Source organism: Nostoc sp. FACHB-110 (genome assembly GCF_014697425.1).
Taxonomy (GTDB): Bacteria; Cyanobacteriota; Cyanobacteriia; order Cyanobacteriales; family Nostocaceae; genus Nostoc_B.
In genome coordinates this window covers 43,606-62,281 of record NZ_JACJRU010000036.1, presented here as the reverse complement: position 1 = coordinate 62,281, position 18,676 = coordinate 43,606, and the positions used below count along the sequence as shown (strand labels likewise).

Sequence of the window (18,676 nt, the reverse complement as noted above, 5' to 3'; positions counted from 1 at the left end):
TCAGCACTTTCAAGTCGTAGTAGGATCGTTCAAGTAAAAGGGTGAGCCTGATGCAGTGATGAGCGATTGCAATCAGACACCCTAAAATTGAAGCAAAAGACGAATCCTAAAACAAGCACACTCCATGCGTATTTCTCTAAACTGGCTGCGGGAACTAGTAGAAGTTAAACTAAGCCCAGAAGAATTAGCCCATATCCTGACAATGGCAGGGTTTGAGGTAGAAGATATTGAAGACCGCCGCACTTGGGCAAATGGCGTTGTTGTGGGAAGAGTGCTTGAGCGTCAACCCCACCCCAACGCTGATAAATTAAGTGTGTGTACGGTACATATTGGTGCGGCTGAGACTTTAAATATTGTCTGCGGTGCATCCAACGTCCGGGCCGATATTTACGTCCCAGTCGCCACCGTCGGCACTTATTTACCAAACATTGATTTAAAAATTAAACCTGCAAAACTGCGCGGTGTCCCTTCACAAGGCATGATTTGTTCATTAAAAGAACTCGGTTTGCCTAGCGAGGTGGACGGAATACATATTTTTCCTGAGGAAAATCTGCCAGTAGGTAGTGATGTCCGCCCGTTGCTTGGTTTAGATGATGTGATTTTAGATGTGAGTGCGACTGCTAACCGCGCAGATGCTTTGAGTATGGTAGGCATAGCGCGGGAAGTCGCAGCATTAACTGGTGGTAAGCTGACTATTCCCGAACCTGGGGAAGTAAAAGTAACTCAAAATGCAGGTAAGTTAAGTTTAAAAATTGCCGATACCCAAGCTTGTCCTGCTTATATAGGTACAGTTATTGAAGGTGTGAAAATTGCCCCGTCGCCTGAGTGGTTGCAACAACGCCTGCGGGCTGCGGGTGTGCGTCCAATAAGTAATGTTGTTGATATTACTAACTATGTATTGTTGGAATGGGGACAACCACTCCATGCCTTTGACAAAGACCGTTTACAAACTGTCTCTGGTAATGGCAATTTTATTGGTGTGCGTTTTGCGAATCAAGGGGAAACCTTAAAAACCTTAGATGGACAAACTCGCACCCTAACAACACAGAATTTATTAATCACCGCTAACGATAAACCCGTGGCTTTAGCGGGAGTGATGGGTGGAGAAGAAACAGAAGTCCATGAAGGTTCGCAAAACTTAGTTTTAGAAGCCGCGTTGTTTGATTCCGTTGCTATTCGCCGTTCTTCTCGGAGTGTGGGGTTACGCAGTGAAGCTTCCGGGAGATACGAACGGGGCGTGAACCGGGCAGAATTAGAAATTGCTTGTCGTCGAGCGTTAGCTTTAATTAGCGAATTAGCTAACGGTGTCATTGTCCATCAAGAAATTGCAGATACCCGTCCTGATCCTGCGACGTGGAGTCGTTCAATTGCCCTACGTTTAGATAGAGTTAATGAAGTGTTAGGGCCAATTGATTTAGGTGAAGAGACAGGCGAATTACAAGAAAAAGATGTTGTCAGGGTTTTATCTGCCCTGGGATGTCAGCTAACTCCTTCGGGAGAACGCGCTTGGAATGTGACTGTCCCACCCTATCGTTATCGTGACTTAGAACGAGAAATTGATTTAATTGAAGAAATTGCTCGTCTTTACGGCTATGACAATTTCTGTGATACTTTGCCCCAAAAATCGGAAGCTGGCTATTTGCCAATAGACCAAGAATTATTGCGGAAGTTACGCGCTTCGCTACGGGCAGCAGGCTTGACAGAGTTAATTCACTATTCTTTAGTTAAACCAGGAAGCGATCGCCAGGTAGTATTAAGTAACCCCTTATTTAGCGAATATTCGGCATTACGCACTGATTTAATTGCTGGGTTGATTGATGCTTTTCAATACAATTTAGAACAAGGTAACGGTTCTCTCAACGGTTTTGAAACAGGGCGCATTTTTTGGCAAGAAGAAGACGGTTTGCAAGAAGCCGATGCGATCGCTGGTATCTTAGGAGGAGACAGAAACCTCGGCAAATGGTCAAAAGGTGGACGCGAACAACCGATGACCTGGTTTGAAGCCAAAGGCGTTCTCGAAAGTGTCTTTCAGCAATTGGGCATACAAGTAGAATATCAACCTGATTGTCGGGATGAGCGTTTACATCCTGGACGCACTGCTTCTTTGTGGATACGTGGAAACCGACTGGGCGTATTTGGACAACTACATCCCCAACTGCGGCGAGAAAAAGGTTTACCTGATTCGGTGTACTTGTTCCAGTTAGATTTAGATGTACTGCTGGATGCTTTAGACCAAGATGAAATCCTGATTCCTGCATTCAAAACTTATTCTACTTACCCAGCGAGCGATCGTGATATCGCCTTTTTTGCCCCAGTCAAAGTTTCGGTATCAGAAATTGAAAAAGCCATTACCAAAGCAGGTAAGGGCTTACTGGAATCTGTCGAAATCTTTGATGAATATCGCGGCGAAAACGTCCCCCAAGGACAACGCAGTTTAGCCTTTCGCCTAGTATATCGCTCAAGCGATCGCACCCTCACCGATGCCGAGGTTGAACCTGTACACAACAAAGTGCGCGAAGCCTTGGTAGAAAAATTCGGCGTTAACTTGAGAAGTTAGAAACCACACACCACCTTGTAGAGACGTAGCATTGCTACGTCTCTACTGAACTACTAATACAGGTTTATTACGATACTTTGCTACTAGTTGCTTCTGTAAATTTGCATCCCAATTAAGTTGGTAATCTCTTTGTAAATCAGCAATTACCATTGGACGCAGTACACCTGTGACAGCCACCTGTTCTCCCCGCTTTACTTTAGCTTGGGGCTGGGTATGCAATACTAGTAAATCTTCACCACCGAATAACTTATCTTCATCTAAAGTGTAGGCGATCGCACTATTAATGTTTTCCACTTTACCTGTTACTGTCAGCTTTTTTCCATAATATGGGCTGGGATTGCTACTCAGTTCACCAGGTTCAGGTGATAAAGCTAAAGACTTAGCAACAATTACAGGTTGGTTATTATAATTTCTGTAATAATCAACCTGTAAATCCAAATTATAATCTTGATTGATTTTGTCTAGGTCAAATTTACGTACTTGTCCAGTAATTTGAATTGGTATATTATTGCTACTTGGTAATGTAAAAGGCTGATTAGTAGCATTAACAATGAGAATATCTTTATCCTCAATTAATTTTTCATCTCTGACAGTAAAGCTAGTAGGCCCAACTAATCTAATCGGTTGAGTTCTAATAGTGACAGTTTTCCCAATGAGTTCATCTGTTTTATCTTTTTCTTCCACAACCTCTTGGTCTACAACTTCTCGACTCACTTGATTTTGCAGTTGTTGTGGTGTTGTCGGCGTAAGAGCTTGGGGTTCATTATAACTACAAGCCGGAAGTATGATAGCCATTAAAGATATAGCGATCGCACCTCGATTTTTTCTTAATTTTTGCAGACAATTTTTATATTTTTTATCCCTGATATTCATCATAAAAATCTCCATAAATTTTGGCATATATATATGATTAGTTAGCAACTGATTAGTTCTAACTTATTTTTATTTATTTTTGATTTCAAATAATCTGAACACACTAATCAATTTATGTAGATAGCTTATGATTTTAAATTTATTTTTTCTTCTATCTTTTGAAGAGTTTTTGTCCTCTAACTAGAGAAAGATATGCTGATAAATATCTTGCACCCAACCCCAACGAATAGAATTTGTACGCCAGTAAGGGAATCGGCTATACAAACGCGCCTGCGCTGCGCCAAGCGCACCACGCGGACTAACGTAAATCAAAGTTTTTTAACCCGCGCAGGTGGGTTGTGACTGTGTAGCCAAGCCATTGCGTTGGGCGGGTTCCCCGACTTGAAGCAAATGGCGCGCGACTTCAGTTGTCCTCGTGTTGCTCCAACCAAAGGAATATTTCAGCAAGCCCTAAGTAAAATACTGAAAAAACAAATGCACCTAGCGAGTAGGTGCAACGGTTAGGTAATTACAGAATTAATACTACTATGTAAAAATAAGTAGGTAATAACTCAGGAGTTAATCAAGTTTATCCGAACCATCAGTAAACCATCTCCGTAAATATACTAGTTTTATGATGAAAATCTCTAAAACCAGTAATGGTTGGTATTTTTACGATTAGCAAATTTTCTTAAGTAATATAACAGTCAACGTATAGGTGAGGACGACTTGAAAGTGCTGAGTGCAGAGTGAATCAATTTTGGATTTTAGATTATGACAATCTTTCAATCTAAACGGCAATCTAAAATTATTCTACCCCCTGCCTTTTACCTTGCTTACCAAGCACCTGTTTGACTATCATCCCAGACTTCTAATTGCAAATCTTGAAGATAGTTCAGTCCATCTTGAATGTTTATATCGGTTCCTGTTAACTCTAAGTCAAACCAACCATCACCTACAGCATTCGCTCCTAGAATTGCCGCAGTAATATTCACTGTCAAACCATAGTCTGAAACTAAGTGCGAAATCACAGGTTCTTGATGATAGTCTTTGGGAATTCTTACCCGTATCCGTTTAGATTTAAGGGTTTCTTCGCTAGCCATATCAAAATTAGCCTTTGATGAATAGGGAACAAGAAGTAAAAAGTAAAAAGTAAAAATGTAAAAGACTATATTTATTTTGCCTTTTGCCTTTTACCTTTTGCCTTTGCCTTTTGAATTCATACTTCATACTTCACACTTCACTCAACATCTTTGATGCGGGTTTTACGTTCTAAAATTTCCTTGAGTATAAGGGTAACTACTGCTAGGAATGCCAACAAGACAGCAGCAGAAAAAGCGGCTTCAGTTTCATACTGTTTGTAAGCATCCTCTACAAATAGAGGTAAACTCTGGGTTTTATCAGCAATGTTGCCGGAAACTACAGAAACAGCACCAAATTCACCCATTGCTCTAGCATTGGTCAAAATTAAGCCGTAAAGTAAACCCCAACGAATGCTGGGTAAAGTCACACGCCAAAATATTTGCCAATCTTTTGCACCCAAGGTTTTAGCAGCTTCTTCTTGGTCACTACCAAACTCTTCTAATACAGGGATGACTTCTCGTGCGACAAAGGGCATACTCACAAAAGCTGTCGCCAGCACCATCCCCGGAAAGGCAAAGATAATTTTGATATCATGTGCTTGGAGAAAAGGCCCAAACCAGCCATTTCTGCCATAGAGTAAGACAATCATCAACCCTGCAACCACAGGAGAGATAGAAAAGGGAAGGTCGATAATACTTAAAACTATCGCACGACCGGGAAATTTATGTCGCGCGATCGCCCAAGCTGCACACAAACCAAATACTGTATTTAATGGCACAGCAATCAAAGCTAAGATAAAAGTTAGCCAAGCTGCATGAAGAAAAGCCGGATGAGTCAAGTTAGCGAAAAATGGGCCAATTCCCTTTTTAAAGGCTTGGACAAAAACATTAATTGCGGGAATGTATTGAATTAAAGCTAAATAACCAATGGCAATGCCAATTAAAACTATCGGAACCCAACTTTTCTGTTGTTTGGGATTAAATCTTGGCTCATTTATTGTCATATCTTCTCGCCCACGCTTGTAAGAAATTAATTGCCAACAGCAGTATTAAAGAAATTGTCAGTAACACCATGCCAATTACAGTCGCGCCAGAATAGTCATACTGCTCTAATCTCTGGAAAATCAGTACAGGCGCAATTAAATCTTGATAGGGTGTATTAGAAGAAATAATTACTGTTGAGCCATATTCCCCAACTGCACGGGAAAAACCCAAGGCAATACCTGTCAAAATTGTCGGAAATAATGGTGGTAAAATCACTTTCCAAAAGGTTTGCCATTGGGAAGCACCCAAACACCAAGCTGCTTCTTCAATGTCATGTTCCATTTCTTGCAATACAGGTTGCACAGTTCTGACTACAAAAGGTAGGGAAATAAAGATCATCGCTACTGCTACACCCAAACGAGTGAAAGATACCTTAATTCCCAGGGGTGCTAACAGTGAACCAATCCAGCCATTATCGCTGTAAACTGTTGCCAATGTTAAACCCGCTACAGACGTTGGCAGGGCAAAGGGTAAATCTACTGTGGCATCAATTATCCTTTTTAAAGGAAAGTCGTAACGCACTAAAACCCAAGCAATTAAAGTCCCAAATACACCATTGAGTAACGCTGCCCCTATGGATGTCACAAAGGTTACGTTGTAAGTTGCTAAAGCAACATCGCTAGTGGCAATTTCCCAAAATCTAGCAGGGGGTTCTGTACTAGCTTTTAAGAACATAGCGGCTATTGGCAAAAACAACATTACTGTTAGATATGCCAAAGTAATGCGCCATGTCCAAGGCAAATTAATCAACTGATGCAGAAATTTCTTCCAAACAGGAGTTTCAGCAACAATGTCTTGAGGTGATGACGGGGAAGATACAGCCATAAAAAAATATCAATTTATCCTGTGTGATTTGTCATTGGTCATTTGTCGTTGAACAATAAAGCCTTGATGTCCGTTTATTGTTTATTGACTCTTGACCATTGACTCTTGACTATTTACTTTTTCTTTTGGGCTTGAATCTTGTCAAAAACACCGCCCTCAGCAAAAAATTTCTTGTCAATTTCACCCCAACCACCGTAATCTTGTACTGTGCCTAATGTTTTAACGCTGGGGAACTTGTCTTTGACTTCTTTGGTTTGGGCTACAGTTTCATCAACTGGTCGGAATCCCAATTTGGCAAATTCTTGCTGTGCTTCTGGAGTATAAAGATATTTCACGAAAGCTTCTGCTACTTCGCGTGTACCATGCTTGTCAACGTTTTTATCTACCACAGCCACTGGGTTATCGATAGAAATATTGACATCAGGGACAAGGTAATTTACTTTTTCGCCCTTCTGCTCTGCTAAGACAATTTCATTTTCGTAGTTAATTAAAGCATCACCTTGGCCTTGCTTGAAAAATGCGTCAGTTGCTTCACGGGCATCTTTCGTTAAAAGCGGTACGTTATTATACACTTTGGTGACAAATTCGGTAGCTTTAGCATCATCTCCACCAGTTTTAACTACTGCATTCCACAGTGCTAAAAAGTTCCATTTTGCTACACCAGATGTTTTTGGGTCAGCTGTAATTAATTTTACGCCGTCTTTGGCTAAATCTGTCCAAGTCTTGATGTTTTTCGGATTACCTTCACGAGTCACGATCGCTGCAACTGATTTCGATACAATACCGTTATTGGGAACTTTAGTTTCCCATCCTGCCTCAATCAGTCCGGCTTTTTGAATCTTTTGCGTATCTCCAGATAACGCTAAGTGAACTACATCCGCTTCTAAACCATCGATGACAGCGCGAGTTTGCGAACCAGAACCACCATAACTTTGCTTGAAGGTGACAGTTTGGTTATGCTCTTGTTTCCACTTTTCGACAAACTTGGGAATGATAGCTTCGTGAGCAGCTTTAGTTACAGCAAAGGAAACTAAGGTGAGTTCCACGTTCGATTTATTCGCTGCAACGGGACTAGCAGACTGTGTACCACTGCCAGAACTATTACCATTTCCCCCAGAGCAGGCGGCCAGCACCACACTCAAAATCGCTCCTACCAATGTCAGCGATATAAAACCTTTGATTGAATTGAGTCTGAACCTATATGGTCTGTATTGAGTTATAAGTTGTAATTGTTTTAGGGGACGCTGCCACGCACTCATTTTCTCTCCTCCGCAGAAACTACGGTAATTTGATGGGAATTTAGTTATACATGGTTTATGTTACTAGATGATCGCATTTGTGGAAATGTATAACCGCAAACCCAAATAAAAACTTCATATTCTCTATCGAAAATATGGAGAATTTTATCAGTTCTTTTGGCAATTAAAAATACTTTTTGCTTCCAAGTATTCAAAGCTGATGAAAATCAGCAACTGCTTGTGTCAAGCAAATTGCTTGAAAATGAGGAACTCGCCGGGCTAAGTATAATATTGTTGACCATAGTAACTTGATGTTATGACCCCCAGATTGATCTGTGGTGTCAATCTAAAATTGTGTGACAAACAACTAAAGGGTATATTGCTGGGGTAAACCATCTTGAAAAGCCAGCAATTCCCCTGGTTGGATAGGTGTCCATACTTCATTATCTGTGAGTGGGGTAGTGGCAATTACAGCGACGCGATCGCTTGGAGAAGTCAACTCCCGAAAATCCACAGTCATATCTTGATCGATTAAGTGCGCCGCAGCGAAAGGTGCTTGACGCACAATGTAACTGAGTTTTGTAGAACAGTGAGCAAAAAAATGCTCGCCATCTGATAGCAGGTAATTAAATACGCCAACTGCTGCAATTTCAGTAGTAACTTTTAACAACACAGAATAAAGTTTTTCTAGTGGTGGTTCACCTTCAGGAAAAGCAGCACGTAGAGTTTCTAATATCAAACAAAATGCTTTTTCACTATCTGTATCACCCACCGGTTTATAAAAGCCTTGATTGGGAGGATTAAAATCAGGCAAATTACCATTGTGAGCAAATACCCAATATCTTCCCCACAGTTCTCTGCGGAAAGGATGACAATTTCTTAGCGCAATTTCTCCTTGAGTAGCTTTACGGATATGAGCAATTACATGGGTAGAACGGATGGGGTAGCGTCGTACTAAATCCGCGATAGGTGATGTCACAGAAGGTTTGTCATCTAAAAATAATCGACATCCCTTTCCTTCAAAAAACGCAATACCCCAGCCATCGCTATGATCGTCTGTTTTTCCTCCACGAGCAGAAAAACCTTCAAAAGAAAAGCAAATATCCGTGGGAACATTGCAGTTCATTCCTAGCAGTTGGCACATAATTACTAAAAATCAGTTTTCTCAGACTAAAGTTTTCTATAGGAATCAGATTTGATTTGGGAAAAAATTCCAGTATGTGTAGGGGAGCAACTGCGTTGGGTAGCTCTGCCGACTTGTAGCATAGGGCGTTGTGTTCGGCGTAAGCCGTAACGCACCAAAAGCTTTGCAGTGGATTTGTTACACTGCTGCTAACACATCCTACGTGTATTTCCAAACTCAAATAGGAGTCCTATATATGGTATTAAAAACACACTATGGAAAAGATTTTCAGTTCAAAAAGTGCCAAAAAGTATTTTTATTAAAATATTTATATCAATTTAATGGTTCTATTTCGATAAATTTTTACTATATTCTCTACAGATACTCTAAAATTTCTAGAAGATATAAGACTCATATTTGATTTATAAAAAAATCAGTAAACCCAGATTAATCTTCTTTCCTACTCCCCATTCTCCATTCCTTACTTACACAACTATAGGACTTACGCAAAAAAACTCTCAAACTCTCATTTCTCCGTGAACTCTGCGTCTCTGTGGTTCGATTTTCCGTAGGCTGTGCGTAAGTCCTAAACTAGATTCAGAAATCAAACCGGATTCCTATAGCTGCGGTTTAACGAAGACATCAAAGTTTGGCCCCAAAGCCTGGAAAAATCTGGCTTTGGAGTTTTCAAAAAAGTCTATTAAATCAGCAGCTTATCTGCCACTACATTACCGGAACGAAACCATTCTGCTAGTTCTTCTGGTGCTTTAGCTTGCTTAAGACGATCGCGCAAATCTGTACCTTCGAGAATTTCGCGTTGCAATAATTCTTGGGCAGTTTCTTCTAATAAGTCGCGGTTTTCATGCAGAATGCTTAAAGCGATATGGTGAGCATTATCTACTATTTGTTTTACTTCGTTGTCAATTTCTTGCGCGACTTGGGGGCTAATGGAACGGCGGGCGTTACCGTAACCATCAAGAAACTGCTGTTGGGTTTTCTCAAAAGCAACAGGGCCAAGTTTATCGCTCATCCCATACAAAGTGACGTAGCGTTCGGCCAAATCTGTGGCTTTTTGAATATCGTCACTTGCACCTGTCGAGACTTTGCCAAAAATAATTTCTTCGGCGGAACGTCCACCTAATAGGGTGGCAATGCGACCGCGAATTTCATCTTCAATCATCAAAAACCGGTCTTCTTCCGGCATTTGAATAGTGTAACCTAAAGCACCAACACCACGGGGAACAACGGAGATTTTCTCGACTTTACCCGCACCAGGCATTAACGCACCAATAATGGCGTGACCAACTTCGTGATAAGCGACGGTCTTCTTCTCAGTTTCGTTGAGTACGCGAGAGCGTTTTTCTAAACCAGCCACCACCCGTTCAATTGCTTCGTTGAAATCTGCCATTGTCACAGCTGGGCGATTTTGCCTTGCGGCTAACAATGCGGCTTCGTTGACGAGGTTGGCTAAGTCTGCACCGGCAAAACCAGGAGTTCTGATGGCGATGGTGGCGAGGTTAACATCATCCGCTAGTTTAACGTTCCGTGCATGAACTTTGAGAATTGCTTCTCGACCAATTTTATCAGGGCGATCGACCACCACTTGACGGTCAAAGCGACCAGGACGGCGCAAAGCCGGGTCTAGTACTTCAGGACGGTTCGTTGCAGCGATGATAATTACTCCGGTGTTGGCATCAAAGCCATCCATTTCCGTGAGTAATTGGTTGAGGGTTTGTTCGCGTTCATCGTTACCGCCGACAAATCCACCCGCACCACCGCGAGATTTACCCAACGCGTCTAATTCATCGATGAAGACAATACAAGGTGCTTGCTGTTTAGCTTGTTCAAACAAATCGCGCACCCGCGCCGCACCGACACCAACAAATAATTCAATAAATTCTGAACCAGAAATGCTGAAGAAAGGAACACCTGCTTCCCCAGCGATCGCTTTTGCTAGTAATGTTTTACCTGTACCGGGAGGCCCTACCAACAATACACCTTTGGGAATTTTCGCGCCTAAGTTGGTGTATTTCGTCGCATTCTTGAGGAAATCGACAATTTCTTCGAGTTCGGCTTTAGCTTCATCTACCCCAGCCACATCAGGGAATTTTACCCCGGTGCTACCTTCTGAATAAATGCGGGCTTTGCTTTTACCAACTGTAAGTGCAGCCGGGCCACCACCTTGGCGATTAATTAAAAAGCCCCAAATCCCAAAGAAAATTAATGGGGGCGCAACCCAACTTAGGAGTGTCCCAATCCAAGCATTTTGGTCTGGTAATGGTGCAGCAAACTCCACGTTATTTTCGCGGAGAATTTTTGGTAAATCTAAATCCAGGGCGACTGGCGTAGTCGCAAATACCTGTTCGCTAGCTTTGCCATCGGGGGTTTGAGTTTTAATCGAATACTCTATGCGATCGCTTCCTACAACCGCCCGATCTACCTTACCTTGCTGTACCTGAGTAATAAAGTCACTATAAGGCACTTGCGGTAATCGTGTGCCAAAAAAACTAGGAACAATAAAATTAAGTAGTAATAACAGAGTAACCAGAATTAGTAAACTACCTCCAAACTGCCGGATGCGCGGCTGTTTGATTGGTGTTTTGTTATTTTTGTCTACAGGCATTTTCGTGTAATCCTCAATTTTGAATTTGCCATTGGTCATCTGTCTTTTGTTGTGACCAATGACTCAGGACAATGACCCATCACTCAGTTCATCTCGGAGTGCAGCGCACAGTCTACTAGTACATCTCGGCGTAGATAAAGCACTCATACTCAATCGCTGAAAAGCTGACGGTAAAACTTTTTTCATTTCATACTTCAGCCTTGATACTTCCTACTTTTTGTACTAGTTCCTGAAATGTGTATTTATATGAATATTGTAGAGACTACTGCTTTGACCCCAAATTCGGGTATACCCTACAGAAAAAGGTGAATTGCCGTACTGCTATGGAAAATCAGCTAATTTTTATTGCCAAGCTACTTGTAGTGTCTGCTGTACTTTCTCTACTCATGAAATACGTGCTACCAAGCGCGCCAATTCCGGCAACGGTGACGAATGCCTTAATTTTAGTTTTGTCACCTACTGTAATTATGGCGATCGCATTACTATGGCGATTCCAAACTCAAAAGCAAACTTAACTTTCATCCTCTGGGCGTAATTACCAAAATCAGCTAACCTAACTGCATCACCAGAAAATATAGCAGTCATTGATTCGTGAGAAGTTCAATCTGCGACTTCTTGAAGAAGTCGTGGATTGGCAAACAGCTAATGTTCACAACTTCTACACGAATTGCTATAAACATCACAACAACAGCTGGGAGTCAGCCTGTGAATCTTGGTCAATGGATCGGCTTAATCGCCATAGTTCTATCTTTATATATCTTGTGGCAAATCAAAGAAGTTTTGCTGCTGATGTTTGCCGCAGTAGTTTTAGCAACTACATTAAATCGACTCGCAAAACTCTTGCAACGCCTGGGAATGAAGCGTGGCTTTGCTGTACTTTTATCAGTGGGTGTCTTTTTTGCTATTGTTGTGGGCTTTTTCTGGTTGATTGTACCTCCCTTTGCCCAGCAATTTCATGAATTAACTTACAGAGTTCCCCAAGGTTTAGAACGCTTTAATAGTTGGATGGATGAAGTTGAAACTAAAGTTCCTAATCAGTTGGTTCCTTACATCCCTGATTTAAATAGTCTGATTCAACAAGCACAGCCTTTTGTCAATCGTGCCTTAGGCAGTTCTTTTGCATTTGTCTCTGGTTCTTTAGAAGTTGTCCTGAAGGTTTTATTGGTGTTGGTATTAACAGGGATGTTGTTAGCTAATCCCATCGCTTACCGCAAAGTATTCATTCGGCTGTTTCCTTCGTTTTATCGCAGGCGTGTAGACGGCATTTTAGATAAATGCGAAGTCTCATTAGGCGGATGGGTCACAGGTGCTTTAATTGCCATGAGTGTAGTGGGGTTGATGAGTGTTGTTGGCTTGTCATTTTTGGGTGTTAAGGCTGCCTTAGCTTTAGGAGTTTTGGCAGGATTTTTAAATTTAATTCCCAACCTTGGCCCGACTATGAGTGTTATTCCGGCAATGGCGATCGCTTTATTAGATGCGCCTTGGAAATCTCTTGCTGTTTTAATTCTTTACTTTATTATTCAACAAGCTGAAAGTAATTTCATTACACCCTATGTCATGGCACAGCAAGTGTCATTATTGCCAGCCGTAACATTAATTTCTCAACTATTTTTTGTTACCTTCTTTGGCTTTTTAGGCTTATTTTTAGCATTACCTTTAACAGTTGTCGCCAAAATTTGGGTACAAGAAGTTCTCATCAAAGATGTATTGGATGAATGGAGACACAATCATCCACAAGAAACAGAGTTAGTGATAGTTTCTGATTCTACGCACCCCAAAGAAACTCCCACGATTCATCCCGCACCATCAGATGATGATCAGTTACCACAAGAAGAATCTTGAACAAGTATTCCTTAACCAAAAACCTATGATTCGACAGATTACGCCCGGTGACACACCTGCTTTGATCGCTTTGGCAGAAGCATCTGGGTTATTCGAGCCAAATCAAACCGAGGAACTCGCCCAAATGCTGGAGCAACACTTCAATAGCGAACTGGAAAGTCAAGACTTGTGGTTTACCGACGATGATCATGGGGTAGTAGGCGTGGCGTATGTTGCACCGGAACGAATGACCGAAGGGACATGGAATCTCTATCTGATTGCTATTCACCCAGAGCGTCAAAGACAAGGACGTGGTGGTGTCCTGCTTCGTTATGTTGAACAAGTACTAGCAGATCGCGGTGAACGTGTGCTGTTAGTAGAAACGTCCGGTCTTGAGAGCTTTGAATATGTCCGATCATTTTATCGCAAGAATGGTTATGACGAGGAAGCTCGGATTCGGGAGTTCTACAAAGCAGGAGATGACAAGATCATTTTCCGTAAAGCATTTGGGAAAAGCTCTGCATAACAATCCGCACTTAGTTGACACTATACCGTCCAGACGGTATTATAAATTTAGTGTACTAAACAGTACATTAACAGCAGAAACCTAACTTCAAAATAGTTTCATTACTAGATAAGTTGTCTTTACTAGACAATTTATCTAGTTCCATAATTAACTCTATGACTGCTAGCAAAAAAACAAAATCTGCAACTGTGACCCGTAATGCATTGTTAGAAGCAGCAGGACGAGTAATGGTAACACAAGGTGCTAAGGGATTGACGTTGGAGGCTGTAGCCCGTGAAGCGGGTGTCAGTAAAGGTGGATTACTTTATCACTTTCCCAACAAAGAAGCTTTGATTTCTGGGATGTTACAAGAACTAATTGATGACAAATTATTGTCACTAGAGTATGAATTAGAACAAGATGATGCACCTAATCAACCAGGGCATTGGCTAAGAGCTTATATTCGTTCATATAAAAAGCTTGATCCTGAATGTATTGCCATTCATTTTAGTTTGTTAGCGGCGATCGCAGAAAATCCAGAATTACTTGAGCCAGTTCAAAAACACTTTGCTGATCGGCAAAAGCAAATCGAAAGCACAGGAATTGATCCGGCATTGGCAACGGTGATTCGTCTAGCACTTGATGGTTTAGCCTTCATCCACATCTTTGGTTTAGGAGTCCCAGATGAATCTTTGCAAAAGCAAGTCATGGAAACTCTGCTAAAACTGACTCAAGAATAATATCGTGTGAGATTAAATACTCATCATCAAGACCGCAGAGAAAGCCGAAAAAGCCACTTCGCTTCTACATATTGGCTTTTGACTGCTGAATTTGGCTTTGATAAATTGCCTGTTTGTAACAAAATCTGTAACAGCAATAGTATTTGGGCAATGACTCGACTAGATTAGTGTGAAATCTACGGGTAATCCCTGAATACAGCAGTAATGTTGCTAAAAGATATACGGGACTATCAAATTCTATTTCTGGGTTCGTTTCTAGCCTTGGGAATCAACACCAGGGACTGGACACTGCGACCAGAAATGATTTGTGTGGCGATAGCTTGTTGTTTATCAACCCAGTGGCTTTTGTCAATAATCATAAATCATTGGTCAACCACCAATCCGCCAGAACAAAAACTAAATCTGCGTAGTGCATTGATTACTTCCCTGGGACTCAGTTTGCTGTTGCGGGCTGATCATTGGCAAACAATGGCACTAGCGGCAGTCTGCGCCATTGCTAGTAAATTTCTGTTCAAAGTTGGCGATAAGCATTTTTTCAATCCTGCCAACTTTGGCATTATCTCTGCCTTAATTCTGACTTCTGATGCTTGGGTATCACCAGGACAGTGGGGTGAAGAGTGGTGGTATGGATTGTTATTTGCTGGCACAGGTGGGATGATTCTGCAACGCATTGGTCGTTGGGATACCACAGCCGCTTTTTTAGGTTCCTACTCAATGCTCGAAGCCATACGTAACCTGTGGCTAGGTTGGACATGGGATGTTTACTGGCATCGGTTAATGAGTGGTTCCTTGCTGCTATTTGCATTGTTTATGGTCACAGATCCACGTTCAATTCCTAACGCCAGAATTGGGCGGGTAATTTGGGCTATTTGCATTGCCAGCCTGACTTTTATCCTGCGAAATAATTTCTTCATTTCCACCGCAGTTTTTTGGTCACTGTTCGCGCTTGCACCATTGACTATTGTGATTGATTTTTTCTGGTCATCGTCGAGATTTTCTTGGTTAGAACCAAGCAACAAAGAAACACCAGCAGAAAATCTAATTCAAAACTCAGCACTTTAAAAAAGAGGTATGAAATGAAAAAAATGCGACTGATAATTTCAGTATTTGTAGCATTAATCGGCGTGTTTTGTTTTGCGCCAACAGCTTGGGCATTTTGTGGATTTTATGTAGCCAAAGCAGATAGTAAATTATATAATCAAACATCTCAGGTAGTCTTGGCACGAGATGGCGATCGCACCGTTTTAACTATGGCCAATGACTTCAAAGGTGAAGTCAAAGATTTTGCAATGGTTGTACCTGTGCCAACTGTCATTCAAAAAGAGCAAGTGCGCGTTGCTCCTCCTAAAATTGTCGAGCGTTTAGACGCTTTTAGTGCGCCGCGCTTAGTAGAATACTTCGATTCCGATCCTTGTGCTGAAGACGACAGAAATAGGTTATATCAAGAAGCTGTGCCAGCCCCGGCCGTCGGTTCCGGCGGACTCCCTAGAGGTAGTTTAAGTGAATTTGGTGTAACAGTCGAAGCACGTTTTAATGTTGGTGAATACGACATTGTGATTTTAAGTGCCAAAGAATCAGGCGGACTCGAAACTTGGCTCAATCGCAATGGTTATAAAATTCCTAGAGGCGCAAAACAGTTACTTAAACCTTATGTCCGCTCTGGGATGAAATTCTTTGTTGCTAAAGTCAACCTTAATAAATATGAGGAATCTGGTTATCAATTTTTACGTCCGTTACAAATTTCTTATCAATCACCAAAATTCATTTTGCCGATTCGGTTAGGCATGATTAATGCCAACTCTGCCCAAGATTTGATTGTTTATGTTCTCTCACCCAAAGGACAAGCAGAAATCACTAACTACCGTACAGTCAAAGTTCCTTCAGATGCCAATATTCCTGTATTTGTCAAAAATGAATTTAGTGATTTCTACAAATCCATGTTCCAAACTGCATACGTTAAAGAAGATAGAAAGGTGGCTTTCTTAGAATATGCTTGGGATATGAGTAGTTGCGATCCTTGTTCCGCCGAACCACTTAACCAAGAAGAATTAAAACAAGCAGGTGTCTTTTGGTTAGATAATAATTCCGAGGATGATGTGCCTTCAGCAACTTTCCGCCGTCCATTTCCTATTAGTAGCAGTGTATTTATCAGCCGCTTACATATTCGCTACACTCGTGACAAATTTCCTGAAGATCCCATATTTCAAGCCACCTCTAACCGCGAATCTTTTCAAGGTAGATACATCTTACAACATCCTTTTACGGGCGAACTCAAATGTCAAGCGGGTAGAGAATACAAGCGGTCTTTACCCAAGCGATTTGAACAAGAAGCTCAAACTTTGGCTAAGTTAACTAACTGGAATATCCAAGATATTCGCCAAAAAATGAAGTTGAGTATTAGTAATCTCAATTACTCTTGGTGGGAAAATTTCTTATCTTGGCTAGGAATGTAGTTGCAGCAATTACTAACCTTATTTAGTATCTTTTTGCAGATACACACTTAATATGTGTATACCCAAGCCTAATCCCCAACCTAAAAGAGGATAAATTGCCCAAAAGTAGTTAGGTGTAGTAGCAAAATTCAACACAATTAAAAATACATTCACCACAATATAGCTAATTAAATGTGGCTGAATTTTTTGCAGGCGGTAAGCATGATAAACTTGCCGTCTTTTTATTAATTCTTTTTCTTTTTGCCACTCTTTTTGAGCAGTTTGTAAGCTAGCAAATGAAATGCCAAGCTCTGCTGCCATTTCTTGTAATTGCTGTTGCGAAAACTCTTCTTGTTGTCGATCAGCCATTGCTCGCTGAAGAATTTGTTGCACATCTTCTGAGCGAAAAGAAGTCATAGATTTATGCTCCTAGATTCCATTTAAAAGTGTGACCAAGTTAGCAAAAATCGCTATTAGGTGTTCTCTCTCTCGCCATCATTGTGCAAATTAAGCCAAAGTTTTGTGCCGTCAGAACTTTTTCATTTATTTTCTATTTTCAATTTTTCTCATCGCTTAAAATTGCTTGGCTCGTTCTACTCTTGCCCTAGCGGTATCAGTGCGCTTAGTGATGGGAACGGGTTTTGTGGCGGCGGCTAACCCAAAGGCTGGCATATTGCCATAGATGGCTTCGTAGTGTCCTGGTTCAATGATGTAAGTTTCATGCCAAATTCCCACACTGCCATCATTCCCCACAGCTTTATTAAAGCGTTGCCAAGCAGATAAATGCGGATCTGAAGGATTACGAGCAAAGTGTTCTAAATCTTCTAGCGATCGCCAGTATGACACCATCAGTGTAGACAAGGGAGACAAACGAAAGAAACTTTCTCCACCTAAAAATCCTTTTTCTGGATGTTCATGCAGCGTTTTCAACATCGGAGCCATTGCTTGAGCCACAGGTATCCACTTCGACAAAGACCAAAACTGATTGACACGCATTCCAATTAAAAAAACTACAAAAGGCGAGTCAACCTCAGCAGTAAAGCGGCCTGGCATTACAGTTGTCATCACTAGATTCCCCCAAATTTTATACTCAATTATTTTACTATTCATATAGTTGAATATAAGTATAATGATATATTCAACTATGTGAATATGTCAACAAAAAACTATGGCCCTAGCCCATGCAATTTTGTCAGTGTTAATAGATAGCCCTTGTAGTGGCTATGACCTAGCTAAAAAGTTTGATCAATCTGTAGAAGGTTCAGTCGGATTTTTTTGGGAAGCCAGTTTCCAGCAGATTTATCGAGAATTAAATCGCTTAGAAGAAAAAGGTTGGTTGCAAGCTGAAAAAGTCTTTCAAGAAAACCGTCCAGACAAACGGATTTATTCAGTCACAGCTTTAGGAAAACAACAGTTATGTGAATGGATAGTCGCAGCCGAAACAACTACCCCCCTTAAAGATGATTTACTCGTCAAGCTTTATGCTGGATATTTAGTGAAGAGTGAAATTATTTTGGCCAAGCTAGAAACCCACTATCAAGAACATCAACAAAAACTAGCGATATATCAAGAAATTGCCACCAAATTTTTTCAAAATCCGCAAAAACTATCCACACAGATGAAATTTATCTATATCACCTTAAGACGTGGTATTCACTATGAACAAGGATGGCTAGCTTGGTGTACCGAAATCATTTCCTTTTTGCGAGATGAGGAAAACACTAGCAAGTAAAACCCTTACAAACATACACTTAAGTAAGTCGATGCAATAAAACCAAACTATGTGAATAAAAGTAAATAAGCCTCAAACGCTTTTTCCCCCTGCTCCCTGCCT

18 protein-coding genes are annotated in these 18,676 nt (G+C 41.1%); 8 read left to right on the top strand and 10 right to left on the bottom strand.

The window, feature by feature from the left end:
• The first annotated feature begins 124 nt into the window (after positions 1 to 124).
• The gene (pheT, locus tag H6G69_RS25480) at positions 125 to 2,557 is read left to right on the top strand and encodes a phenylalanine--tRNA ligase subunit beta (protein WP_190691909.1); all 2,433 of its coding nucleotides are present in this window, start codon (positions 125 to 127) and stop codon (positions 2,555 to 2,557) included.
• Positions 2,558 to 2,599: 42 nt separating this feature from the next.
• On the opposite strand, the gene H6G69_RS25475 is transcribed toward pheT, so the two are convergent.
• The 8 genes from H6G69_RS25475 to ftsH form a co-directional block, all read right to left on the bottom strand.
• Entirely contained in the window at positions 2,600 to 3,433 is an 834-nt protein-coding gene (locus H6G69_RS25475; RefSeq protein ID WP_190691908.1) for a hypothetical protein, read from the bottom strand.
• A 177-nt stretch (positions 3,434 to 3,610) separates the two neighbouring features.
• On the bottom strand, positions 3,611 to 3,742 hold the full coding sequence (locus H6G69_RS34500) for a hypothetical protein (protein WP_277883461.1): 132 nt from the start codon (positions 3,740 to 3,742) through the stop codon (positions 3,611 to 3,613).
• A gap of 503 nt (positions 3,743 to 4,245) precedes the next feature.
• On the bottom strand, positions 4,246 to 4,512 hold the full coding sequence (locus H6G69_RS25470; protein ID WP_190691907.1) for an NIL domain-containing protein: 267 nt from the start codon (positions 4,510 to 4,512) through the stop codon (positions 4,246 to 4,248).
• A gap of 137 nt (positions 4,513 to 4,649) precedes the next feature.
• Positions 4,650 to 5,495, bottom strand: a complete 846-nt coding sequence (gene cysW / locus H6G69_RS25465) for a sulfate ABC transporter permease subunit CysW (RefSeq protein WP_190691906.1) — start codon at positions 5,493 to 5,495, stop codon at positions 4,650 to 4,652.
• Positions 5,482 to 6,360, bottom strand: a complete 879-nt coding sequence (gene cysT / locus H6G69_RS25460; RefSeq protein WP_190691905.1) for a sulfate ABC transporter permease subunit CysT — start codon at positions 6,358 to 6,360, stop codon at positions 5,482 to 5,484. The genes cysW and cysT overlap by 14 nt, the downstream gene beginning before the upstream one ends.
• A 113-nt stretch (positions 6,361 to 6,473) precedes the next feature.
• Entirely contained in the window at positions 6,474 to 7,619 is a 1,146-nt protein-coding gene (locus H6G69_RS25455) for a sulfate ABC transporter substrate-binding protein (RefSeq protein ID WP_190691904.1), read from the bottom strand.
• 346 nt (positions 7,620 to 7,965) lie between these two features.
• Positions 7,966 to 8,742, bottom strand: coding sequence for a class II glutamine amidotransferase (locus H6G69_RS25450; RefSeq protein ID WP_190691903.1), 777 nt, complete (start codon positions 8,740 to 8,742; stop codon positions 7,966 to 7,968).
• 679 nt (positions 8,743 to 9,421) lie between these two features.
• Positions 9,422 to 11,344 (bottom strand): ATP-dependent zinc metalloprotease FtsH, encoded by a 1,923-nt coding sequence (ftsH, locus tag H6G69_RS25445; RefSeq protein ID WP_190691902.1) that lies wholly within the window; start codon positions 11,342 to 11,344, stop codon positions 9,422 to 9,424.
• A gap of 323 nt (positions 11,345 to 11,667) precedes the next feature.
• Here ftsH and H6G69_RS25440 point away from each other — a divergent pair, with 323 nt between their 5' ends.
• The 6 genes from H6G69_RS25440 (at position 11,668) to H6G69_RS25415 (ending at position 16,863) form a co-directional block, all read left to right on the top strand.
• Complete coding sequence (locus tag H6G69_RS25440) at positions 11,668 to 11,859, top strand: hypothetical protein (protein WP_190691901.1); 192 nt, start codon at positions 11,668 to 11,670, stop codon at positions 11,857 to 11,859.
• 190 nt (positions 11,860 to 12,049) lie between these two features.
• Positions 12,050 to 13,186, top strand: a complete 1,137-nt coding sequence (locus H6G69_RS25435) for an AI-2E family transporter (protein WP_190691926.1) — start codon at positions 12,050 to 12,052, stop codon at positions 13,184 to 13,186.
• A 25-nt stretch (positions 13,187 to 13,211) separates the two neighbouring features.
• A complete protein-coding gene (locus H6G69_RS25430) occupies positions 13,212 to 13,691 on the top strand; it encodes a GNAT family N-acetyltransferase (protein WP_190691900.1) in 480 nt (159 codons plus the stop codon).
• A 155-nt stretch (positions 13,692 to 13,846) separates the two neighbouring features.
• On the top strand, positions 13,847 to 14,410 hold the full coding sequence (locus tag H6G69_RS25425) for a TetR/AcrR family transcriptional regulator (RefSeq protein ID WP_190691899.1): 564 nt from the start codon (positions 13,847 to 13,849) through the stop codon (positions 14,408 to 14,410).
• Positions 14,411 to 14,614: 204 nt separating this feature from the next.
• Complete coding sequence (locus H6G69_RS25420) at positions 14,615 to 15,472, top strand: RnfABCDGE type electron transport complex subunit D (RefSeq protein ID WP_190691898.1); 858 nt, start codon at positions 14,615 to 14,617, stop codon at positions 15,470 to 15,472.
• Positions 15,473 to 15,486: 14 nt separating this feature from the next.
• Complete coding sequence (locus H6G69_RS25415; RefSeq protein ID WP_190691897.1) at positions 15,487 to 16,863, top strand: DUF2330 domain-containing protein; 1,377 nt, start codon at positions 15,487 to 15,489, stop codon at positions 16,861 to 16,863.
• Between the two features lie 18 nt (positions 16,864 to 16,881).
• Here the strand turns inward: H6G69_RS25415 and H6G69_RS25410 are convergent, their stop codons facing one another.
• Both H6G69_RS25410 and H6G69_RS25405 read right to left on the bottom strand, forming a co-directional pair.
• A complete protein-coding gene (locus H6G69_RS25410) occupies positions 16,882 to 17,259 on the bottom strand; it encodes a 2TM domain-containing protein (RefSeq protein ID WP_190691896.1) in 378 nt (125 codons plus the stop codon).
• Positions 17,260 to 17,415: 156 nt separating this feature from the next.
• Complete coding sequence (locus H6G69_RS25405; protein WP_190691895.1) at positions 17,416 to 17,907, bottom strand: DUF4188 domain-containing protein; 492 nt, start codon at positions 17,905 to 17,907, stop codon at positions 17,416 to 17,418.
• Positions 17,908 to 18,010: 103 nt separating this feature from the next.
• On the opposite strand from H6G69_RS25405, the gene H6G69_RS25400 reads away from it, so the two are divergent.
• The gene (locus tag H6G69_RS25400) at positions 18,011 to 18,574 is read left to right on the top strand and encodes a PadR family transcriptional regulator (RefSeq protein ID WP_190691894.1); all 564 of its coding nucleotides are present in this window, start codon (positions 18,011 to 18,013) and stop codon (positions 18,572 to 18,574) included.
• The last annotated feature ends 102 nt before the right edge of the window (positions 18,575 to 18,676 follow it).